We start from the raw sequence: 15,367 nt of genomic DNA, 5'->3' as shown, positions 1-15,367 counted from the left end.
AAATAAAAAGGACGCATTTATAAATGCGTCCGCGCAAGATAAAGAAAATTACTTTACAATTTCAACGGATCCGCCTGCTGCTTCGATAGCTGTTTTTGCTTTCTCGCTAACTGCATTTACTTTGAAAGTCAGTTTAGATTTAAGCTCACCAGTACCAAGTATTTTCACATTATCTGTATGCCCGATCAGGCCATTGATATACAATGTTTCGAGACTGAATTCTGTAATGCTGTATTTTTCTGCAAGCTGATCGATCTGACCAAGGTTGAAAACTTTATACTCAACCCTGTTGATATTATTAAAACCACGCTTTGGAACCCGGCGTTGGATTGGCATCTGACCACCTTCAAATGCTCTCTTGCTTGAATATCCCGCACGGCTTTGTCCACCTTTATTTCCTTTTGTAGAAGTACCACCTTTACCGGAGGCTTCACCACGACCAATACGTTTTTCGCTGTGCGTTGCGCCTGTTGCAGGCTTAAGATTGTGAAGTTTCATCGTTTTCTGATTTTTTACTTAACGGGGAATCACCCCTCGCTTTTTAAAATGAATTATGCAAGTTCTTCCACCTTGATCAGGTGTTCAACTTTACGAACCATGCCGAGGATCTGTGGAGTTGCTTCAACTTCTTTTGAAGCATTCATCTTTCTAAGACCCAGCGCCTTCAACGTTTGCTTCTGGCTTTCAGGCCTGTCGATAGCACTCTTTACTTGTGTGATCTTGATCTTTTTCATTAGTCTATGTTTCTAGTCAACAGAATTCCTGTCAACAGATTAACCATTAAATACTTTCTTCAGGCTAACAGTACGTGTTTTCGCAACCTGGATTGGTTCACGCAAAGTAGCGAGTGCCTTAAAAGTTGCTTTCACCACATTATGAGGATTAGCAGAACCCAGGCTCTTGGCAAGTACGTCAGTGATACCAGCACTTTCCAGAACTGCACGCATACTGCCTCCGGCAATTACACCTGTTCCGTGCGCAGCTGGTTTGATAAGTACTTTGGCTGCACCTTCTTTTGCCAGTTGATCGTGGGGAATGGTACCATGCATTACCGGAACCTTTATCAGGTTCTTCTTTGCATCTTCAATACCTTTTGTAATGGCTTCCTGCACTTCCTTTGCTTTACCCAGGCCATGACCTACCACACCTGCTTCATTACCAACAACCACGAGCGCTGAGAAGCTGAAAGCCCTACCACCCTTGGTTGTTTTCACCACCCGGTTGATAGCAACCACTTTCTCCTTCAGTTCAAGGTCGCCAGCTTTAACTTTGTTTAAAATTACTTGTGCCATTTATTGCAGAAATTAATTTGTAATAGATTATAATAACAGGTGATGAATTAGAAATTGAGACCACCTTCACGGGCACCGTCAGCAACAGCCTTTATACGGCCATGATACAGGCGACCACCACGGTCAAACACAACCTCTTTCAATCCAAGCTCACTTGCCTTACGGGCAATCGCTTCACCAACCAATTTGCTTTTTTCCGTTTTGGTAACCTTTTGTGCCTGAATATCTTTATCGCGTGTGGATGCGGAAGCAAGTGTTACTCCGTTTGCATCATCAATCAGTTGGCAATAAGTGTCAGCATTGCTGCGGAACACAGACAGACGCGGCTTCTGCGCTGATCCATTCACCTTCTTGCGGATACGGTATTGGATCTTCTGTCTCCTTATAACTTTCGTTTCCATTTTTTTCTATTTTAAGTTCCCGATACTGCCGGGAGAAATTAGAACTATTTATTATTTACCAGCCGACTTACCAGCTTTCTTACGTACAACTTCGCCAACAAAACGAACACCTTTACCCTTGTACGGCTCAGGCTTACGCATGCTGCGAATCTTAGCCGCAACAGCACCTAATAATTGCTTATCAATGCTTTCAAGGATGATCTTTGGATTCTGTCCTTTTTCGGTAAGTGTAGCAACCTTAAGTTCGCTAGGGATCTCAAATAAGATATTGTGAGAATAACCTAGAGAGAGGTCAAGAAGATTTCCGGTATTAGCAGCTTTAAAACCCACACCCACTAATTCCATCTGGGCCTTAAATCCTTCTGTAACACCCTTTACCATATTGCTCAGCAAAGAACGATACAAACCATGCATTGCACGGTGGCGGATCTGGTCGGTTGGACGATTGATAAGGATCTCACCATCTTTCACTTCAACAATGATATCGCGATCAATTGTTTGCTTCAATTCACCCTTTGGTCCTTTTACTGTTATCACATTATCCTTCCCTACAGTTACAGTAACTCCTTCAGGAACGGTGATCGGCTTTTTACCTATACGAGACATACAAATAAGTTTTGTTTGTGTTTGTTGTTTCTGGCTGGATCGGTCAGTCGGGTATAGGACGACTTAATGTATCATCAACCAGTAATATTATTATTGCGCACCTAATAAGTGCGCAATGTTTTTAATGAATGTAGCAAAGTACTTCACCACCTACACCCTGAGTCTTGGCTTCCTTATCAGTCATTACCCCTTTTGAAGTGGAAATGATGGCAACACCAAGACCGTTCTTAACGCGGGCAAATTCTGTAGGTTTAGAGTACTGGCGAAGACCGGGGCGACTAACCCTTTCCAAGCTACTAATAGCTGGCAGCTTCGTTAGAGGATCGTACTTAAGTGCAATTTTAATTACACCTTGTTTGTTATCATCTTCAAACTTGTACTTCAGGATATATCCTTTATCATACAGGATCTCGGTGATACGCTTTTTCAGGTTAGAAGCAGGAATCTCCACAATACGGTGACCAGCCATTTGTGCATTACGAATGCGGGTCAGGAAATCTGCTATAGGATCAGTAACCATTGTTATTAATAAGTTGTTGTTTGATAATTGTTTTACAATGCGATATCCTATTTGATATCTACAAAAACAAGGAACCTCACTGGCCTTAGCGAGTTTACCAGCTTGCTTTTGTTATGCCAGGAATCTTTCCAGCCAGGGCCATGTCACGAAACATTATCCTCGAAAGACCGAAGTAACGCATGTAACCTTTAGGACGTCCTGTTAACTGGCAACGATTTTTCAGACGAACAGGAGAAGCATTTTTTGGAAGTTGATCCAAACCCTGGTAATCACCTGCAGCTTTTAAAGCAGCACGTTTCTCAGCAAACTTGGCAACCATGGCTTCTCTCTTCCTTTGCCTGGCTTCTATCGATTTTTTAGCCATCTTATTTTATTTTTTACTGTTGGCTTTCGCCTTTTCTAATATTTTTAAACGGCATACCCAATTCTCTGAGTAATTCGTAAGCTTCCTCATTTGTATTAGCTGTTGTCACAAAAGTGATATCCAGACCAGTGATCTTATTGACCTTGTCAATATCGATCTCCGGGAATATGATCTGTTCTGTAACGCCCAGTGTATAGTTACCACGACCATCGAAAGCCTTTTCGCTAATACCTTTAAAGTCACGTACACGTGGCAGTGATACTGCAATCAGTCGATCAAGGAACTCATACATCTTCACACCACGGAGAGTAACACGTGCACCTATGGGCATATGCTTACGCAGTTTGAAGTTAGAGATATCCTTTTTTGACATGGTAGGTACTGCTTTCTGACCAGTAATGTTAGAGAGCTCATCTACTGCAATGTCTACCAGCTTCTTGTCAGCCACGGCGCCATTCACACCACGGTTAAGACAGATCTTGGTGAGCTTGGGGGCCTGCATAACAGTGCCATAACCAAACTTCTTCATTAAGGCAGGTACAACTTCATTCTTGTACTTGTCTGCCAGGCGTGGAGTATATTTAACGGTACTCATTATTTAATTACCTCCCCTGATTTTTTAGAGACACGAACTAGTTTACCATTGTCGCGGGAACGCTTAACCTTAGTAGCAGCCCCGGCTTTAGCATCCCACAGCATTATGTTGGAGATGTTGATTGGTGCTTCGGTCTTAACGATGCCACCTTTGGTGTTCTGGGCAGAAGGTTTAGTATGCTTGGTGATGATGTTTACACCCTCAACCAATACACGACCTTTGTCGAGGATCACTTCGAGAACCTTGCGGGGTTTCTTCAGATCCTTATCGTCACCGGCAATTATTACTACCGTGTCGCCCTTTTTAATGTTATATTTCGCTTTGAATCTTGTGCTCATGTAGATTCTATTTATCTATTTTTCACTTTTGTTACTAGCCCATGCTCCCTAATCGGGGCGCAAAGGTACGATTATAATACTTCCGGAGCAAGAGAAATAATCTTCATATATCCCTTGTCGCGCAGTTCCCTGGCAACTGGTCCGAAAATACGCGTACCGCGAGGCTCATCTGAGTTGTTCAACAACACTACAGCGTTGTCATCAAAACGGATATAAGAACCATCTTTACGGCGCAATTTGTTTTTGGTGCGAACGATAACCGCTTTAGTAACGGTACCCTTCTTGATGCCGCCGGCAGGTATAGCATCTTTAACAGTGACCACGATCTTATCGCCGATCCTGGCATAATCCTGTCCGCTGTTACCCAGCACCCGGATAACCAGCACCTCTTTGGCACCACTGTTATCAGCTACATTCAATCTGCTTTCTTGCTGAATCATCTTTAATTAGTTTATCAATTAGTAATGTAAAACAGAGGGATTACTTCACTTTCTCCAGTACTTCCACCATCCTCCAGCGCTTAGTTTTGCTGAGGGGGCGGGTTTCCATGATACGGACAGTATCACCAATGCTGCACTCGTTCTTCTCGTCGTGTGCATGGAACTTGGTGGTCTTTTTCACGAACTTACCGTAGATAGGGTGCTTCACCTTTCTTTCAACTGCAACGGTAACGGTCTTTTCCATTTTGTTGCTGGTTACTACACCAATCCTTGTTTTACGCAAATTTCTTTCAGCCATTGTTATTCGTTTTAGCTTATTCGCTTGTTGAGTACACCTGGTTGCTGCTATCAGGCAGTAGCCAGTTTTTTGGTTAATTCCGTTTTCAGGCGACTTAAATCACGGCGAAGATCACGGATGCTCATTGGGTTCTCCAGCGGCGTTATTGCATGGGCAAACTCCAGCTTCTTCAGGCGCAGTTCATCTTCCTGGATACGAGCCTTCAGGTCTTCCAGACTCATGTCTTTCAGGCTTGTAACGAAATCGATTTTCTTTGACATCGTATGGACGATTTAAAATTTATATAATCTTATGCCTGCAGTTCACGGCGAACTACAAACTTGGTTTTGATGGGAAGCTTTTGTGCGGCCAGTTCCATTGCTGTTTTTGCAATTTCTTCTGTAACACCATCACATTCGAAAAGGATCCTTCCCGGCTTCACCACGGCAGCCCAATGATCCGGGTTACCTTTACCTTTACCCATCCTCACTTCGGCAGGCTTCTTGGTAACAATCTTGTCAGGGAAAATGCGGATCCAGACATTACCTTCTCTTTTCATGGAGCGGGTCATCGCCTGGCGGGCACTCTCAATCTGGCGATCGGTCATCCATACCGTTTCCAAAGCCTTCAGACCGAATGAACCAAATGACAGGCTGGTACCACGTTTTGCATTACCTTTTACAGGCATCTTCTGCTGCTTCCTGTGTTTCGTTCTTTTAGGTTGTAACATCTTTTATTCTATTTGAAAATGTTCAATTTTGTTATCATGGTTAAATGGTTGCCTGGCACATGGCTTCCATTCACCATTGACCATTGACCATCAAACTGTTTAGTTTCTACGATCTCTTCTCTCTCCACCACCCCGATTACGGTCACCACCACCACCGCCACGATTGCGGTCGCCACCACCACGGAAATCTCTGCGGTCATCACCACGGCTTTCCCTCCTGTCTCCCATACTGCCCTCCTTTCCACCAAGGAAATTCGGATTGAGATCACGCTTGGCAAGTACTTCACCTTTACAGATCCATACTTTAATACCTATTTTACCATACACGGTCTGTGCAAAGAGGTTGGCATAATCGATATCCATTCTTAGAGTGTGCAGCGGGGTACGACCCTGCTTGATTTCTTCAGAACGAGCAATCTCAGCTCCACCAAGGCGGCCTGATACCTTAACCTTGATTCCTTCAGCACCCATTCGGAGAGCAGAAGCAATCGCCATCTTGATAGCACGCTTATAGTTGATACGGTTCTCAATTTGTTTAGCGATGGTATCAGCAACGATGTTCGCATCCAGTTCAGGGCGACGGATCTCGAGGATATTGATCTGAACGTCATCCTTGCCGGTTAGTTTCTTCAACTCTTCCTTGATCCTATCAACCTCACCACCACCTTTTCCTATGATGATACCAGGCTTGGACGTATGGATGGTAACGATCAGTTTACCGAGCGTACGCTCAATAACTATCTTGGAGATACCTCCTTTATTAATACGCGCCATCAGGTAAGTACGGATCTTATGATCCTCGATCAATTTCGTGGAGTAATCTTTCTTACTGCCAAACCAATTGCTTTCCCAACCGCGGATGATTCCTAACCTTGCACCAATAGGATTTGTTTTCTGACCCATTTGTTTGGTATATTAAGTTTATACGATTGAATTATTTAGAATCTACTACTACAGTGACGTGATTGCTACGCTTACGTACCCTGTAACCACGACCTTGTGGTGCCGGGCGCATACGCTTCAACATCCGGGCACCGTCAACAAAAATGGTTTTAACCACCAGTGTAGATTCATCTCCACCTTCGTTAGACTGTTTCCAGTTATTGATAGCACTTACCACCAGCTTACGCAAAGGAACAGCCGGATGCTTGGCATTATGCTCCAGTACTGCCAGCGCCTTTTCTACTTCCATTCCACGCACCAGGTCAGCCAACAAACGCATTTTCCGGGGTGATGTGGGGTAATTTTTAAGTTTAGCTACTGCTTCCATGTTTATACTATTCTTGATTCAGGCTACCCGAATCGTTATTGAATTACATTTTCTTACTTGAGTGTCCTTTGAAGTTACGCGTGGGAGCAAACTCACCGAGCTTGTGCCCTACCATGAACTCCGTTACATAAACCGGGATAAACTTGTTACCATTATGAACAGCAAAAGTGTGACCCACGAAATCCGGAGTAATAGTTGAACGACGGCTCCAGGTTTTGATAACACCTTTCTTGGATTTGCCTTCGGTCATTCCCAGTACCTTCTGTTCCAGTTTTACGTCTACGTAAGGACCTTTTTTAATTGAACGAGCCATATCTAAATTTTAGCTTGTAGTTGTTGAATGTGGATTAATTGGCTAACTTCTTACCATTCTTACGCTGAATGATCAGTTTGTCAGAACCCTTATGCTTACGTGTCTTAAGACCTTTTGCATATTTACCGGTACGGCTCCTTGGATGACCTCCTGAAGCCCTTCCTTCACCACCACCCATCGGGTGATCAACCGGGTTCATCGCAACACCACGAGTACGTGGCTTGATGCCTTTCCAACGATTCCTACCAGCCTTACCCATGCTTTGAAGACTATGATCACTGTTTGAAGCAACTCCAACTGTTGCATAACAATTGATCAATACTTTCCTCAACTCACCTGAAGGCATTTTTAATACCGCATATTTCTCTTCCTTGTTGCTCAGCTGTGCAGAAGTACCGGCACTACGTGCAATCTTTCCACCTTGCCCTGGCTGCAATTCAATATTGTGAACAACAGTACCAAGAGGCATATTCTTAAACATCAATGCGTTTCCAAGTTCAGGGGCAACTGTATCACCACTGATCACTTCAGCACCAACCTGTAAACCCTGCGGAGCGATGATATAACGCTTCTCTCCATCCACATAATTAAGCAGTGCGATGAAAGCTGAACGGTTTGGATCATATTCAATAGAAGCAACCTTTGCAGGTATATCCTTCTTATTACGCTTGAAATCTATTATACGATATTTCTGTGCATGACCGCCACCAATGTAGCGCATGCTCCTGCGTCCCTGGGCGTTACGTCCTCCAGTTCCTGTCTTCTTCTCAAGGAGACTTTTTTCAGGAGTATCAGATGTGATCTCAGCATACGCGTTTCCAATTCTCCAACGCGTACCGGCTGTCATCGGTTTGTACTTTCTTAATGCCATTTTCGTTTCTTTTTTCTGCGAACTTTTCAGCGTCGCAATACTATAATTTGTTTGCTAATTATGCCGCTCCGTAAAGGTCAATGGTTTCACCTTCTGCAACGGTTACCAATGCCTTCTTATAGGCAGGCTTGCGGCCCTGGATGAAACCTGCTTTTGTAAAACGGGTCTTATTTTTTCCAGGGATAACTGAAGTGTTCACGTCAACAACAGTAACACCATAAAAGGATTCTATTGCTTTTTTGATCTCCAGCTTATTAGCCTTCCTTGCAACTTTGAATGCAAAGCGACGCAGGGTCTCCTGCTGGGCGTTTGCCTTTTCAGTTAAAATCGGCTTTATCAAAACTTCAGAAAGTTTCATTTCTTTCTATTTATTAAAATGATAATTATGCGGTTTCTTCTACTTCTGCTTCAGTGAATACCTTAGCGGCACTTTCACTCATCACTAATACCTGGGCATTAACGATATCGTAAGTATTCATGTCACTCAGCAATGTTCCATTGATAGATGGAATATTGCGAAGGCTCAGGTAAAGGTTCTCACCATTCTCCGGAAGGATATACAGTGCTTTTTTATCAGCAATGTTCAGGGCCTTCAATACACCAGTGAAAGTTTTGGTTTTTGGAGTATCGAGGGTAATATCTTCGATAACTACAATTGCATTTTCCTTAGCCTTATAAGCAAGAGCTGACATTTTGGCCAGATCCTTCACCTTACGGTTCAGCTTGAAGCTATAATCACGGGGCATAGGTCCAAAAATGCTACCACCACCTTTATAGAGCGGGTTACGCAGGTTACCCTTACGTGAACCACCTGTACCCTTTTGGCGGTGAAGCTTACGGCTAGCACCCTTAACTTCCATACGGGTCTTCACTTTATGTGTACCCTGGCGCTGTGCAGCCAGGAATTGTTTTACAGAAAGATAGAGCACATGGTCATTCGGTTCAATACCGAAGATCTCTTCCGGCAGCTCAATTGTTCTGCCGGTCTTCTGTCCTTGTATATTTAATACATCTACTTGCATCGTACTTCAGATTAAATGGTTTACTTCTGGATAAAAACGATAGAACCGTTGTGGCCAGGAACTGAACCACTAACCAGGATATAATTCTTGTCGGGGAATATTTTCAGGACTTTAAGACCTTTCATTTTCACACGCTCATTACCCATACGGCCGGCCATGCGCATACCCTTCATAACGCGAGATGCATCTGAAGAGTTACCCAATGAACCCGGGGCACGCTGACGATCATGCTGACCGTGAGAAGCCTCACCCACACCATGGAAGCCATGACGCTTAACAACACCCTGGAAACCTTTACCCTTGGTATTTCCTACTACTTCAACCTGATCGCCTTCAGCGAAGATTTCAGCAGTAATGGTTTCACCCAGTGCTTTTTCTATTGAGAAATCGCGAAATTCTTTTACGAAACGTTTGGCAGCGGTTTGTGCCTTTGAGAAGTGATTTGCCTCGGCTTTGGTTGCATGCTTTTCTTTCTTATCGCCGAACGCAAGCTGAAGTGCATTGTACCCGTCAGATTCTTTTGTCTTTACCTGGGTAACTACACATGGACCAGCTTCAATGATGGTACAAGCTGTTTGCTTACCATCGGGACTGAAGATGCTGGTCATCCCAATCTTTTTTCCAATAATTCCTTTCATTTAATTACCATTTGTGCCGCATGGTTAAAAGGACAATCCAACTGTTTACGACGATGCGTAACTGAAGGATGGACTTCAATCCCCGTTTGCTATTGACCTTTTCCTTTTGTACCCGCCGAAGCTTTAGCGAAGTCGGGTGGTTGCTGACAGCCTATGCTAAAGCTTCGGCTGTCAATGGAAGTACCAATAGTAAACAAACCCTGAACGGCTTGTTCATATTTACTTTTACTAATTAATGGATGATAAAGGATTTCCTTTGGATTTGCCTTTTCACCCAACCCCAGCGCTCTTTTCTCCCGCTTATGACAGGATTGAGAGATAGGGCAGTTATTTATAAGAACTAATTTTGCTTTTCAGCGATCCGGTTTAAACCCAGACCTGTTATGCCTTAATTTCCACTTCCACACCGGAAGGGAGATCGAGCTTGCTCAGTGCATCTACAGTCCTGGAAGAAGAAGTGTAGATGTCCAGCAAACGCTTATGCGTACAAAGCTGGAACTGCTCACGGGCTTTCTTATTCACATGGGGAGAACGCAATACGGTGAAGATTTTCTTATGCGTTGGTAAAGGAATAGGACCCGTTACCACGGCACCTGTACTACGAACTGTTTTCACGATCTTTTCAGCTGATTTGTCCACCAGACTGTGATCGTAAGACTGTAATTTTATTCTGATTCGCTGTGACATACCTATTATCCCAAAACTTTAATTGGGAGTGCAAAGGTAACGGTAGTTTTCTTTCCTGCAAAAGAATTTTGTAAGATTTTCTGGTTTTATGGCACAAAAACTTAAAATAATTCTGTCACCATTCTACTATTTGCTGCGAAGACCCTTCCCGAGCAATCTGTAAAGGATATAAAAAACAAGCAATACCAGCAAAAGGGCAGTCACAATTGGTATCAGGATACTTGCTATCGAACCGGTAATAGCAGCCAGATTCTCTCCTGTTGCCAGCACCGGGTTTGCCGTGCCTGCCGTGGTTTTTGTTGAGAAAAGACGCAACAACCCTGTTCCAAGCTGGATGGTTCCAGCCGCGCCTCCCCCGGCAATAATCCCCAATCCCCACTTCAACAAAGGATCCAGTTCACCAATTGGCAGGAATGATGCTGCAACAACCGTACCTGCAACTACTGCCAGCGGGGTAGCTATCGTATCAAGCAGGTTGTCCACAAATGATATGTAGTAGCCGCCGATTTCCAGCAATGCGGCTGTACCAAAGCTAATAATGGCCGGAAGAGTGCCCATCCAATCCATTCCCTCATTGAGTGGGATCCATTTGAAGTATGCACCGAGTGAGGCTGCCAGCAAGGGAAGGAAGACCCTGAAACCACAACAAGCGCTCAGGGCAATACCCAAACTTATAGCATATATATAGGTACTCATTTGCCGGTTATTTTCCCCCTGGCTCACAGTGCTGCCGGAGGAAATTGGTAAACAATGTTGAAAGATGCAGATAAGTTCCCTCCCCTTCAGATATACTATGGGTACGGTTGGGATAACTCATCATCTGGAATTGTTTATTATGCCTGATAAGTTCATTAAAAAGCATTTCGGCATTATTGTAATGCACATTATCATCTCCTGTTCCATGTATATATAAAAGATTCCCGCGAAGGTTTTTTGCATGCGTAATGGGAGAACCCATCACAAAATCCTGCCTGTTCTCCTGTGGAAGGCCCATATATCTTTCCTGGTAAATATTATCATATGTCAGCTGGTTGCCCACTGCAGCAATTGATATGCCTGTTTTGTAAATTTCCGGATACTGGAACATCAGATTAAGCGTAGCAGAACCTCCGCCACTCCATCCCCAAACTGCCACCCGCGAACTATCGATATTAGGCCATTTCAGGATTTCCCTTGCAGCCATGGCCTGATCACTAATATTGACCTGCCCGATCTTTCTGTAAGCGATCTTCCGCCAGGCCCTCCCTTTTGGCACAGGAGTGCCCCTGTTATCAACTGATACATATATATACCCATCAGCTGCCATATCCCCATTATAAAGGAAATTTCTACCTGCACCATATTCATCTTTTACAGTTTGTCCCCATGGTTCGGTATATACATAAAAAACTACAGGATACTTTCTGGAAGGATCGAAGTTTGAGGGCTTAGCCACCCAGGCATCCATTTCAACGCCTTCAGAAGTGCGGATCTTTACAAACTCGATACGCTTATCGCCAGAACCTGCTGCAGCGATCTTAGCGGCAACCGACTCTCCCACCCCCATTGACTTATGATCCTTTAAAGTGATCCATTCTTCCGCAGGATTTATATAATGATTACTAAATGAATGTTTGGCATAAATAGCGCCGGGGGCAATTTCATACCGATGTGTTCCTGGCTGATCTCTCGGTGTTACTCTCTCCGCAACTCCTTTACCATCAAGCCTCGAACGGTAGAGATAGAGTTGGGTGGCATTCTCAGGCGATGCCATAAAATACAGATAGTTCCCTTTTTCGTCAACCCGTACAATATCCATCACATCGAGGTTTCCCCGGGTTATGAGCGTTTCCTTTCCCCCAATAATTGATATCCTGTAAATATGTCTCCATCCATCCTTTTCACTTGCCCAAAGAAACTCCCTGCCCCCATTGAGCCAATCCCAACCCCCGTTTGCATAATCCTGGTCCCAGGAAGGCATGATATCTATCCATGCACTGTCATATTCTTTATACAAGTTGCTGGCAACCCCTGTTTTCACATCAGTCAGAAGCAAGGTTGATTGCTGCTGTTTGCGATCGAGGTGTTGAACCACAAGCTGATTTGCATTTACCCATTCCATTCGCGGAGCATAAGAGCCCATTGAATGGTCATATGGGATATTCATCCACTTTAATTGTTTCGTTTGTAACTCAACTACACCAATCTTAAATGGAGAAGGAGATTCACCCGCTACTGGATATTCTACAGGAATTGCAGTAGGATAGATTGAATCAGTATTGTTCACCATCAGGTAATCCTTAGTACCGCGGGCATCTATCTGCCAGAAAGCGATAGAGCGGCTGTCAGGGCTCCATCGGAATCCATCTCTGCAAAAAAACTCCTCTTCATATGCCCAGTCAAATGTGCCATTAATAAGCTTTCTTGTTCCATCGCTGGTGAGCTGTTCAACCTTTTGAGTTGCTATTTCTTCGGCATAAATGTTATTTGCATGTACATATCCAACCTTCTTTCCATCAGGAGAAAACTTAGCAAACATTAATGATGATGGAGGAAAGTGCGAGCCAATTTTTTGTAATTGTTTCGACCCAATTGAATAGATAAAGTAATCACCCTTTGTTTCATAACGCCACACCTTAACCGAATTTGTAAAAATCAGTATCGACGTTTTGTCATTACTAAACTGGTAGGATTGTATTATCAATTTCTTATCGCCGTCCTTAAGATTCACTTTATCTATTACAACAGACTTATTCATTCCTGGTAATTGATATAATACAAGGTTTCCCTCCTCGATCCGGTAATAACCATTACCATCATCCGACCATTTAAATCCGGTTTGCGCATTAAGTGAAACAGACAGGAAAACGAGACAGATAAGCAGGAAGAATTTATTCATCAGCTACAGAGTTTAATGACAATATACAAAAGAATAAATAGAGGAAATAAACATAAAAAAAGGTTGCCGGATGATCCGGCAACCTTAAGTTGTTAAGAATTGGAAGTATTAATTTCCTGGCTTGCTGTTATGTATCAGTTTACCTGTGAACGTTTTACCATTCGAAGTAATTCTGTACAATACGCCATCTGTAACGTTTTGCCTTGGCGTATAGATAAGGTTCTGAACCTCTCCTTTACGCATTATGCCATCAAATACAGAAGCGAGACGCTGACCAGTAAGGTTGAATACTTCAAGTGTAACCTTACCATCTTCCACTGCCCTAACCTGGAACTGAACGCGGTCAGAGAATGGATTTGGATATGCTTTAACAGTAGCTGCACTTACTTCCGGCTGGCTAACGGTAGCACCAACTGTGCTGATTGATCCGTCAAGACCGAAGATGTTAGCAGGAGCAGTTACAATCGGAGCATCTGTCAGGATATTGTTTGTGCAATTAACTGCAGTGTTAGACCACCTCAGGAAGAAGCGGCACTCATCAAATGCTTCGTTGATCGCACTTATCGCTTTAACAAGATCTCCCAAAGAAACGCCGGCTGGCAATGGTGTACCTCCCAAAGTTCTGCTTGCTAACCTGTACAATTCATACACTGATTTGTACGATAGCGAATTCACAACGTTTGCAGGCATATACCAGCTTTGAATACTGTTTGTTGCCATTCCGTTGACCATACAATTCTGTGGCTTTGGTGCACCACAATCAGAGTATGGATCCTTGGCTTGCGTTACAAGATATTTACCACCCTGCAGCATGAACTGACCCAATTTCCTATCAGGTGTCATGAAGATATTCAGGGTTAGTGCCACTGTTTGAGACAGGAGGATATTATCGATCCTGCCATTCTTCTTAGGCACTGTGTAAACGGAATAGTTACTTCCAAGAACCGCTGCTGGTCCACCACCAGGCATTATGCTGTTCAGCAATGCAGCATGACGAACCGGAACAGAGAAGTTCTTAGTATTAGATCCGAGGAACAGGATCTGACCAGGCATATTATTAATGCTCTGTGTGATCAGCTCAACGGCATTAACCTTATTACCCTGTGGGGTACAGGCTTTACCATTCTTGCTGCCATAGAAGCCCTGGGTGTAAGAACAATGTACTACCGGCTTAGAAGGACAAACACAAGCGTTCACCTTAATGCTGATTTCACAAACCTTACAACAACCTTTGCTATCAGTAACACTTACTTTCAGCACAATTGTTCCTACAGTGCTGCCAGCTTTAACAGATACTTCATTGGTACCTTGTCCGCCAACAATTGAACCAGAACCACTTGCAATCCACCACCAGTAGGTATATGGACCAGTGCCACCAGTTGGGTTCACGCTAACTTTTGTTGTTCCACCTGCATAAACATTGATATTAGAAGATGGACTGAAATTACAAACGATCTCAGCTGGTTGTGTGATAACCACTGTTGTGGTTCCTTTACATCCACTTCTTGAGTCTGTTACTTCTACTGAATAAACACCAGCAGCTACGCCATTGATATCTTCAGTTGTTGCACCATTACTCCACAAATAAGTGTAAGTTCCTGAACCACCTTCAACGGTCAGATTAATCCAACCATTCTTTCCACCATTACATGTTACATCACATTTCTTATAGGTAAGGATAAGTTCACCACCTACATTCAAGGTTTTGCTACAAGTACTTGTACAACCATTTGCATCTGTAACAACAACTGTGTACTCACCTGGAATTGTCAAACCACTGATTGTTGCACCAGTAGTTGGTTCAAATCCTTCAGGACCAGTCCAGCTGTACGATACACCACCTGAAGCTGTGAAGCTTGTTGATGCATTGCTACATGTCAGATCTTCTCCTTCAATTGAACAAATAGGAGCTGTATAGATCGTTCCGGTTACCATTGCCCTTGGACTAACGCAATCATCGGCAGAGGTACAGGATACCCAGAAGCTGGTAGTCTCTGTCAGTGCAACAGTATAACTGTCACCAGTATATACCAGGTTGCCACCTTCAGCAGCATCATACCAGTTAAGTGTACCACCGTTACAACCACTGGCTGTAAGGGTAACTTCACCAGCACCACAATTATCA

Annotated in this window: 24 protein-coding genes; all 24 read right to left on the bottom strand. The window is 43.6% G+C overall.

Annotation, left to right across the window (positions count from 1 at the left end; all coding sequences use genetic code 11):
- Positions 1-48: 48 nt before the first annotated feature.
- Positions 49-498, bottom strand: a complete 450-nt coding sequence (rplO, locus tag V6M43_RS08865) for a 50S ribosomal protein L15 (protein WP_332734423.1) — start codon at positions 496-498, stop codon at positions 49-51.
- 53 nt (positions 499-551) lie between these two features.
- Positions 552-734, bottom strand: coding sequence for a 50S ribosomal protein L30 (gene rpmD / locus V6M43_RS08860; RefSeq protein ID WP_039132442.1), 183 nt, complete (start codon positions 732-734; stop codon positions 552-554).
- 39 nt (positions 735-773) lie between these two features.
- Positions 774-1,292, bottom strand: coding sequence for a 30S ribosomal protein S5 (gene rpsE, locus V6M43_RS08855; RefSeq protein WP_332734420.1), 519 nt, complete (start codon positions 1,290-1,292; stop codon positions 774-776).
- Between the two features lie 47 nt (positions 1,293-1,339).
- Entirely contained in the window at positions 1,340-1,693 is a 354-nt protein-coding gene (gene rplR / locus V6M43_RS08850; RefSeq protein WP_332734418.1) for a 50S ribosomal protein L18, read from the bottom strand.
- A gap of 51 nt (positions 1,694-1,744) precedes the next feature.
- Positions 1,745-2,299 (bottom strand): 50S ribosomal protein L6, encoded by a 555-nt coding sequence (gene rplF / locus V6M43_RS08845; protein ID WP_332734416.1) that lies wholly within the window; start codon positions 2,297-2,299, stop codon positions 1,745-1,747.
- Positions 2,300-2,420: 121 nt separating this feature from the next.
- Entirely contained in the window at positions 2,421-2,819 is a 399-nt protein-coding gene (gene rpsH / locus V6M43_RS08840) for a 30S ribosomal protein S8 (RefSeq protein ID WP_332734414.1), read from the bottom strand.
- Positions 2,820-2,913: 94 nt separating this feature from the next.
- Entirely contained in the window at positions 2,914-3,183 is a 270-nt protein-coding gene (gene rpsN / locus V6M43_RS08835; RefSeq protein WP_332734412.1) for a 30S ribosomal protein S14, read from the bottom strand.
- A 13-nt stretch (positions 3,184-3,196) separates the two neighbouring features.
- The gene (gene rplE, locus V6M43_RS08830; RefSeq protein ID WP_332734410.1) at positions 3,197-3,778 is read right to left on the bottom strand and encodes a 50S ribosomal protein L5; all 582 of its coding nucleotides are present in this window, start codon (positions 3,776-3,778) and stop codon (positions 3,197-3,199) included.
- Complete coding sequence (gene rplX / locus V6M43_RS08825) at positions 3,778-4,116, bottom strand: 50S ribosomal protein L24 (protein WP_039132456.1); 339 nt, start codon at positions 4,114-4,116, stop codon at positions 3,778-3,780. The genes rplE and rplX overlap by 1 nt, the downstream gene beginning before the upstream one ends.
- A 71-nt stretch (positions 4,117-4,187) precedes the next feature.
- Positions 4,188-4,556: a 50S ribosomal protein L14 gene (rplN, locus tag V6M43_RS08820; protein ID WP_039132458.1), complete on the bottom strand. Its 369-nt coding sequence runs from the start codon at positions 4,554-4,556 to the stop codon at positions 4,188-4,190.
- A gap of 40 nt (positions 4,557-4,596) precedes the next feature.
- Positions 4,597-4,854 carry a 30S ribosomal protein S17 gene (rpsQ, locus tag V6M43_RS08815; RefSeq protein WP_039132459.1) on the bottom strand — a complete coding sequence of 86 codons (258 nt, stop codon included), beginning with the start codon at positions 4,852-4,854 and terminating at the stop codon, positions 4,597-4,599.
- A gap of 50 nt (positions 4,855-4,904) precedes the next feature.
- Positions 4,905-5,114, bottom strand: coding sequence for a 50S ribosomal protein L29 (gene rpmC / locus V6M43_RS08810; protein ID WP_039132461.1), 210 nt, complete (start codon positions 5,112-5,114; stop codon positions 4,905-4,907).
- A gap of 29 nt (positions 5,115-5,143) precedes the next feature.
- Complete coding sequence (gene rplP, locus V6M43_RS08805) at positions 5,144-5,563, bottom strand: 50S ribosomal protein L16 (protein ID WP_039132462.1); 420 nt, start codon at positions 5,561-5,563, stop codon at positions 5,144-5,146.
- A gap of 99 nt (positions 5,564-5,662) precedes the next feature.
- Positions 5,663-6,466, bottom strand: coding sequence for a 30S ribosomal protein S3 (gene rpsC, locus V6M43_RS08800; RefSeq protein ID WP_332734405.1), 804 nt, complete (start codon positions 6,464-6,466; stop codon positions 5,663-5,665).
- A 31-nt stretch (positions 6,467-6,497) separates the two neighbouring features.
- Entirely contained in the window at positions 6,498-6,833 is a 336-nt protein-coding gene (rplV, locus tag V6M43_RS08795) for a 50S ribosomal protein L22 (RefSeq protein WP_052324094.1), read from the bottom strand.
- Positions 6,834-6,876: 43 nt separating this feature from the next.
- Entirely contained in the window at positions 6,877-7,146 is a 270-nt protein-coding gene (gene rpsS, locus V6M43_RS08790) for a 30S ribosomal protein S19 (protein WP_039132467.1), read from the bottom strand.
- A 34-nt stretch (positions 7,147-7,180) separates the two neighbouring features.
- Positions 7,181-8,017 carry a 50S ribosomal protein L2 gene (rplB, locus tag V6M43_RS08785; RefSeq protein WP_332734402.1) on the bottom strand — a complete coding sequence of 279 codons (837 nt, stop codon included), beginning with the start codon at positions 8,015-8,017 and terminating at the stop codon, positions 7,181-7,183.
- Positions 8,018-8,075: 58 nt separating this feature from the next.
- A complete protein-coding gene (gene rplW / locus V6M43_RS08780; protein WP_039132471.1) occupies positions 8,076-8,375 on the bottom strand; it encodes a 50S ribosomal protein L23 in 300 nt (99 codons plus the stop codon).
- A gap of 25 nt (positions 8,376-8,400) precedes the next feature.
- Positions 8,401-9,039, bottom strand: coding sequence for a 50S ribosomal protein L4 (gene rplD, locus V6M43_RS08775; RefSeq protein ID WP_332734399.1), 639 nt, complete (start codon positions 9,037-9,039; stop codon positions 8,401-8,403).
- Positions 9,040-9,059: 20 nt separating this feature from the next.
- Positions 9,060-9,677: a 50S ribosomal protein L3 gene (rplC, locus tag V6M43_RS08770; protein WP_039132474.1), complete on the bottom strand. Its 618-nt coding sequence runs from the start codon at positions 9,675-9,677 to the stop codon at positions 9,060-9,062.
- 381 nt (positions 9,678-10,058) lie between these two features.
- A complete protein-coding gene (rpsJ, locus tag V6M43_RS08765; protein ID WP_018610945.1) occupies positions 10,059-10,364 on the bottom strand; it encodes a 30S ribosomal protein S10 in 306 nt (101 codons plus the stop codon).
- A 126-nt stretch (positions 10,365-10,490) separates the two neighbouring features.
- Complete coding sequence (locus V6M43_RS08760; RefSeq protein ID WP_332734391.1) at positions 10,491-11,060, bottom strand: DUF4126 domain-containing protein; 570 nt, start codon at positions 11,058-11,060, stop codon at positions 10,491-10,493.
- A gap of 7 nt (positions 11,061-11,067) precedes the next feature.
- Complete coding sequence (locus V6M43_RS08755) at positions 11,068-13,242, bottom strand: S9 family peptidase (protein ID WP_332734389.1); 2,175 nt, start codon at positions 13,240-13,242, stop codon at positions 11,068-11,070.
- Between the two features lie 108 nt (positions 13,243-13,350).
- On the bottom strand, positions 13,351-15,367 hold a 2,017-nt coding region (locus tag V6M43_RS08750; protein WP_332734387.1), incomplete at its 5' end, for an Ig-like domain-containing protein.

Origin of the sequence: Flavihumibacter sp. (assembly GCF_036676075.1) — a bacterium.
Lineage (GTDB): Bacteria > Bacteroidota > Bacteroidia > Chitinophagales > Chitinophagaceae > Flavihumibacter.
Note: the sequence above shows the minus strand (reverse complement) of the source record. Positions and strands in the feature narration are given on the sequence as shown.

Bases quoted from the DNA above. Each gene is read 5' to 3' on its own strand.
- rplD (WP_332734399.1), bottom strand. From the start codon at position 9,039: ATGCAAGTAGATGTATTAAATATACAAGGACAGAAGACCGGCAGAACA.
- rplO (WP_332734423.1), bottom strand. From the start codon at position 498: ATGAAACTTCACAATCTTAAGCCTGCAACAGGCGCAACGCACAGCGAA.
- rplF (WP_332734416.1), bottom strand. From the start codon at position 2,299: ATGTCTCGTATAGGTAAAAAGCCGATCACCGTTCCTGAAGGAGTTACT.
- rpsH (WP_332734414.1), bottom strand. From the start codon at position 2,819: ATGGTTACTGATCCTATAGCAGATTTCCTGACCCGCATTCGTAATGCA.
- rpsJ (WP_018610945.1), bottom strand. From the start codon at position 10,364: ATGTCACAGCGAATCAGAATAAAATTACAGTCTTACGATCACAGTCTG.
- rplR (WP_332734418.1), bottom strand. From the start codon at position 1,693: ATGGAAACGAAAGTTATAAGGAGACAGAAGATCCAATACCGTATCCGC.
- V6M43_RS08755 (WP_332734389.1), bottom strand. From the start codon at position 13,242: ATGAATAAATTCTTCCTGCTTATCTGTCTCGTTTTCCTGTCTGTTTCA.
- rplW (WP_039132471.1), bottom strand. From the start codon at position 8,375: ATGAAACTTTCTGAAGTTTTGATAAAGCCGATTTTAACTGAAAAGGCA.
- rplP (WP_039132462.1), bottom strand. From the start codon at position 5,563: ATGTTACAACCTAAAAGAACGAAACACAGGAAGCAGCAGAAGATGCCT.
- rpsE (WP_332734420.1), bottom strand. From the start codon at position 1,292: ATGGCACAAGTAATTTTAAACAAAGTTAAAGCTGGCGACCTTGAACTG.
- rplV (WP_052324094.1), bottom strand. From the start codon at position 6,833: ATGGAAGCAGTAGCTAAACTTAAAAATTACCCCACATCACCCCGGAAA.
- rpmC (WP_039132461.1), bottom strand. From the start codon at position 5,114: ATGTCAAAGAAAATCGATTTCGTTACAAGCCTGAAAGACATGAGTCTG.
- rpsQ (WP_039132459.1), bottom strand. From the start codon at position 4,854: ATGGCTGAAAGAAATTTGCGTAAAACAAGGATTGGTGTAGTAACCAGC.
- rplX (WP_039132456.1), bottom strand. From the start codon at position 4,116: ATGAGCACAAGATTCAAAGCGAAATATAACATTAAAAAGGGCGACACG.
- rplN (WP_039132458.1), bottom strand. From the start codon at position 4,556: ATGATTCAGCAAGAAAGCAGATTGAATGTAGCTGATAACAGTGGTGCC.
- rpsN (WP_332734412.1), bottom strand. From the start codon at position 3,183: ATGGCTAAAAAATCGATAGAAGCCAGGCAAAGGAAGAGAGAAGCCATG.
- rpsC (WP_332734405.1), bottom strand. From the start codon at position 6,466: ATGGGTCAGAAAACAAATCCTATTGGTGCAAGGTTAGGAATCATCCGC.
- rplC (WP_039132474.1), bottom strand. From the start codon at position 9,677: ATGAAAGGAATTATTGGAAAAAAGATTGGGATGACCAGCATCTTCAGT.
- rpmD (WP_039132442.1), bottom strand. From the start codon at position 734: ATGAAAAAGATCAAGATCACACAAGTAAAGAGTGCTATCGACAGGCCT.
- V6M43_RS08760 (WP_332734391.1), bottom strand. From the start codon at position 11,060: ATGAGTACCTATATATATGCTATAAGTTTGGGTATTGCCCTGAGCGCT.
- rplE (WP_332734410.1), bottom strand. From the start codon at position 3,778: ATGAGTACCGTTAAATATACTCCACGCCTGGCAGACAAGTACAAGAAT.
- rplB (WP_332734402.1), bottom strand. From the start codon at position 8,017: ATGGCATTAAGAAAGTACAAACCGATGACAGCCGGTACGCGTTGGAGA.
- rpsS (WP_039132467.1), bottom strand. From the start codon at position 7,146: ATGGCTCGTTCAATTAAAAAAGGTCCTTACGTAGACGTAAAACTGGAA.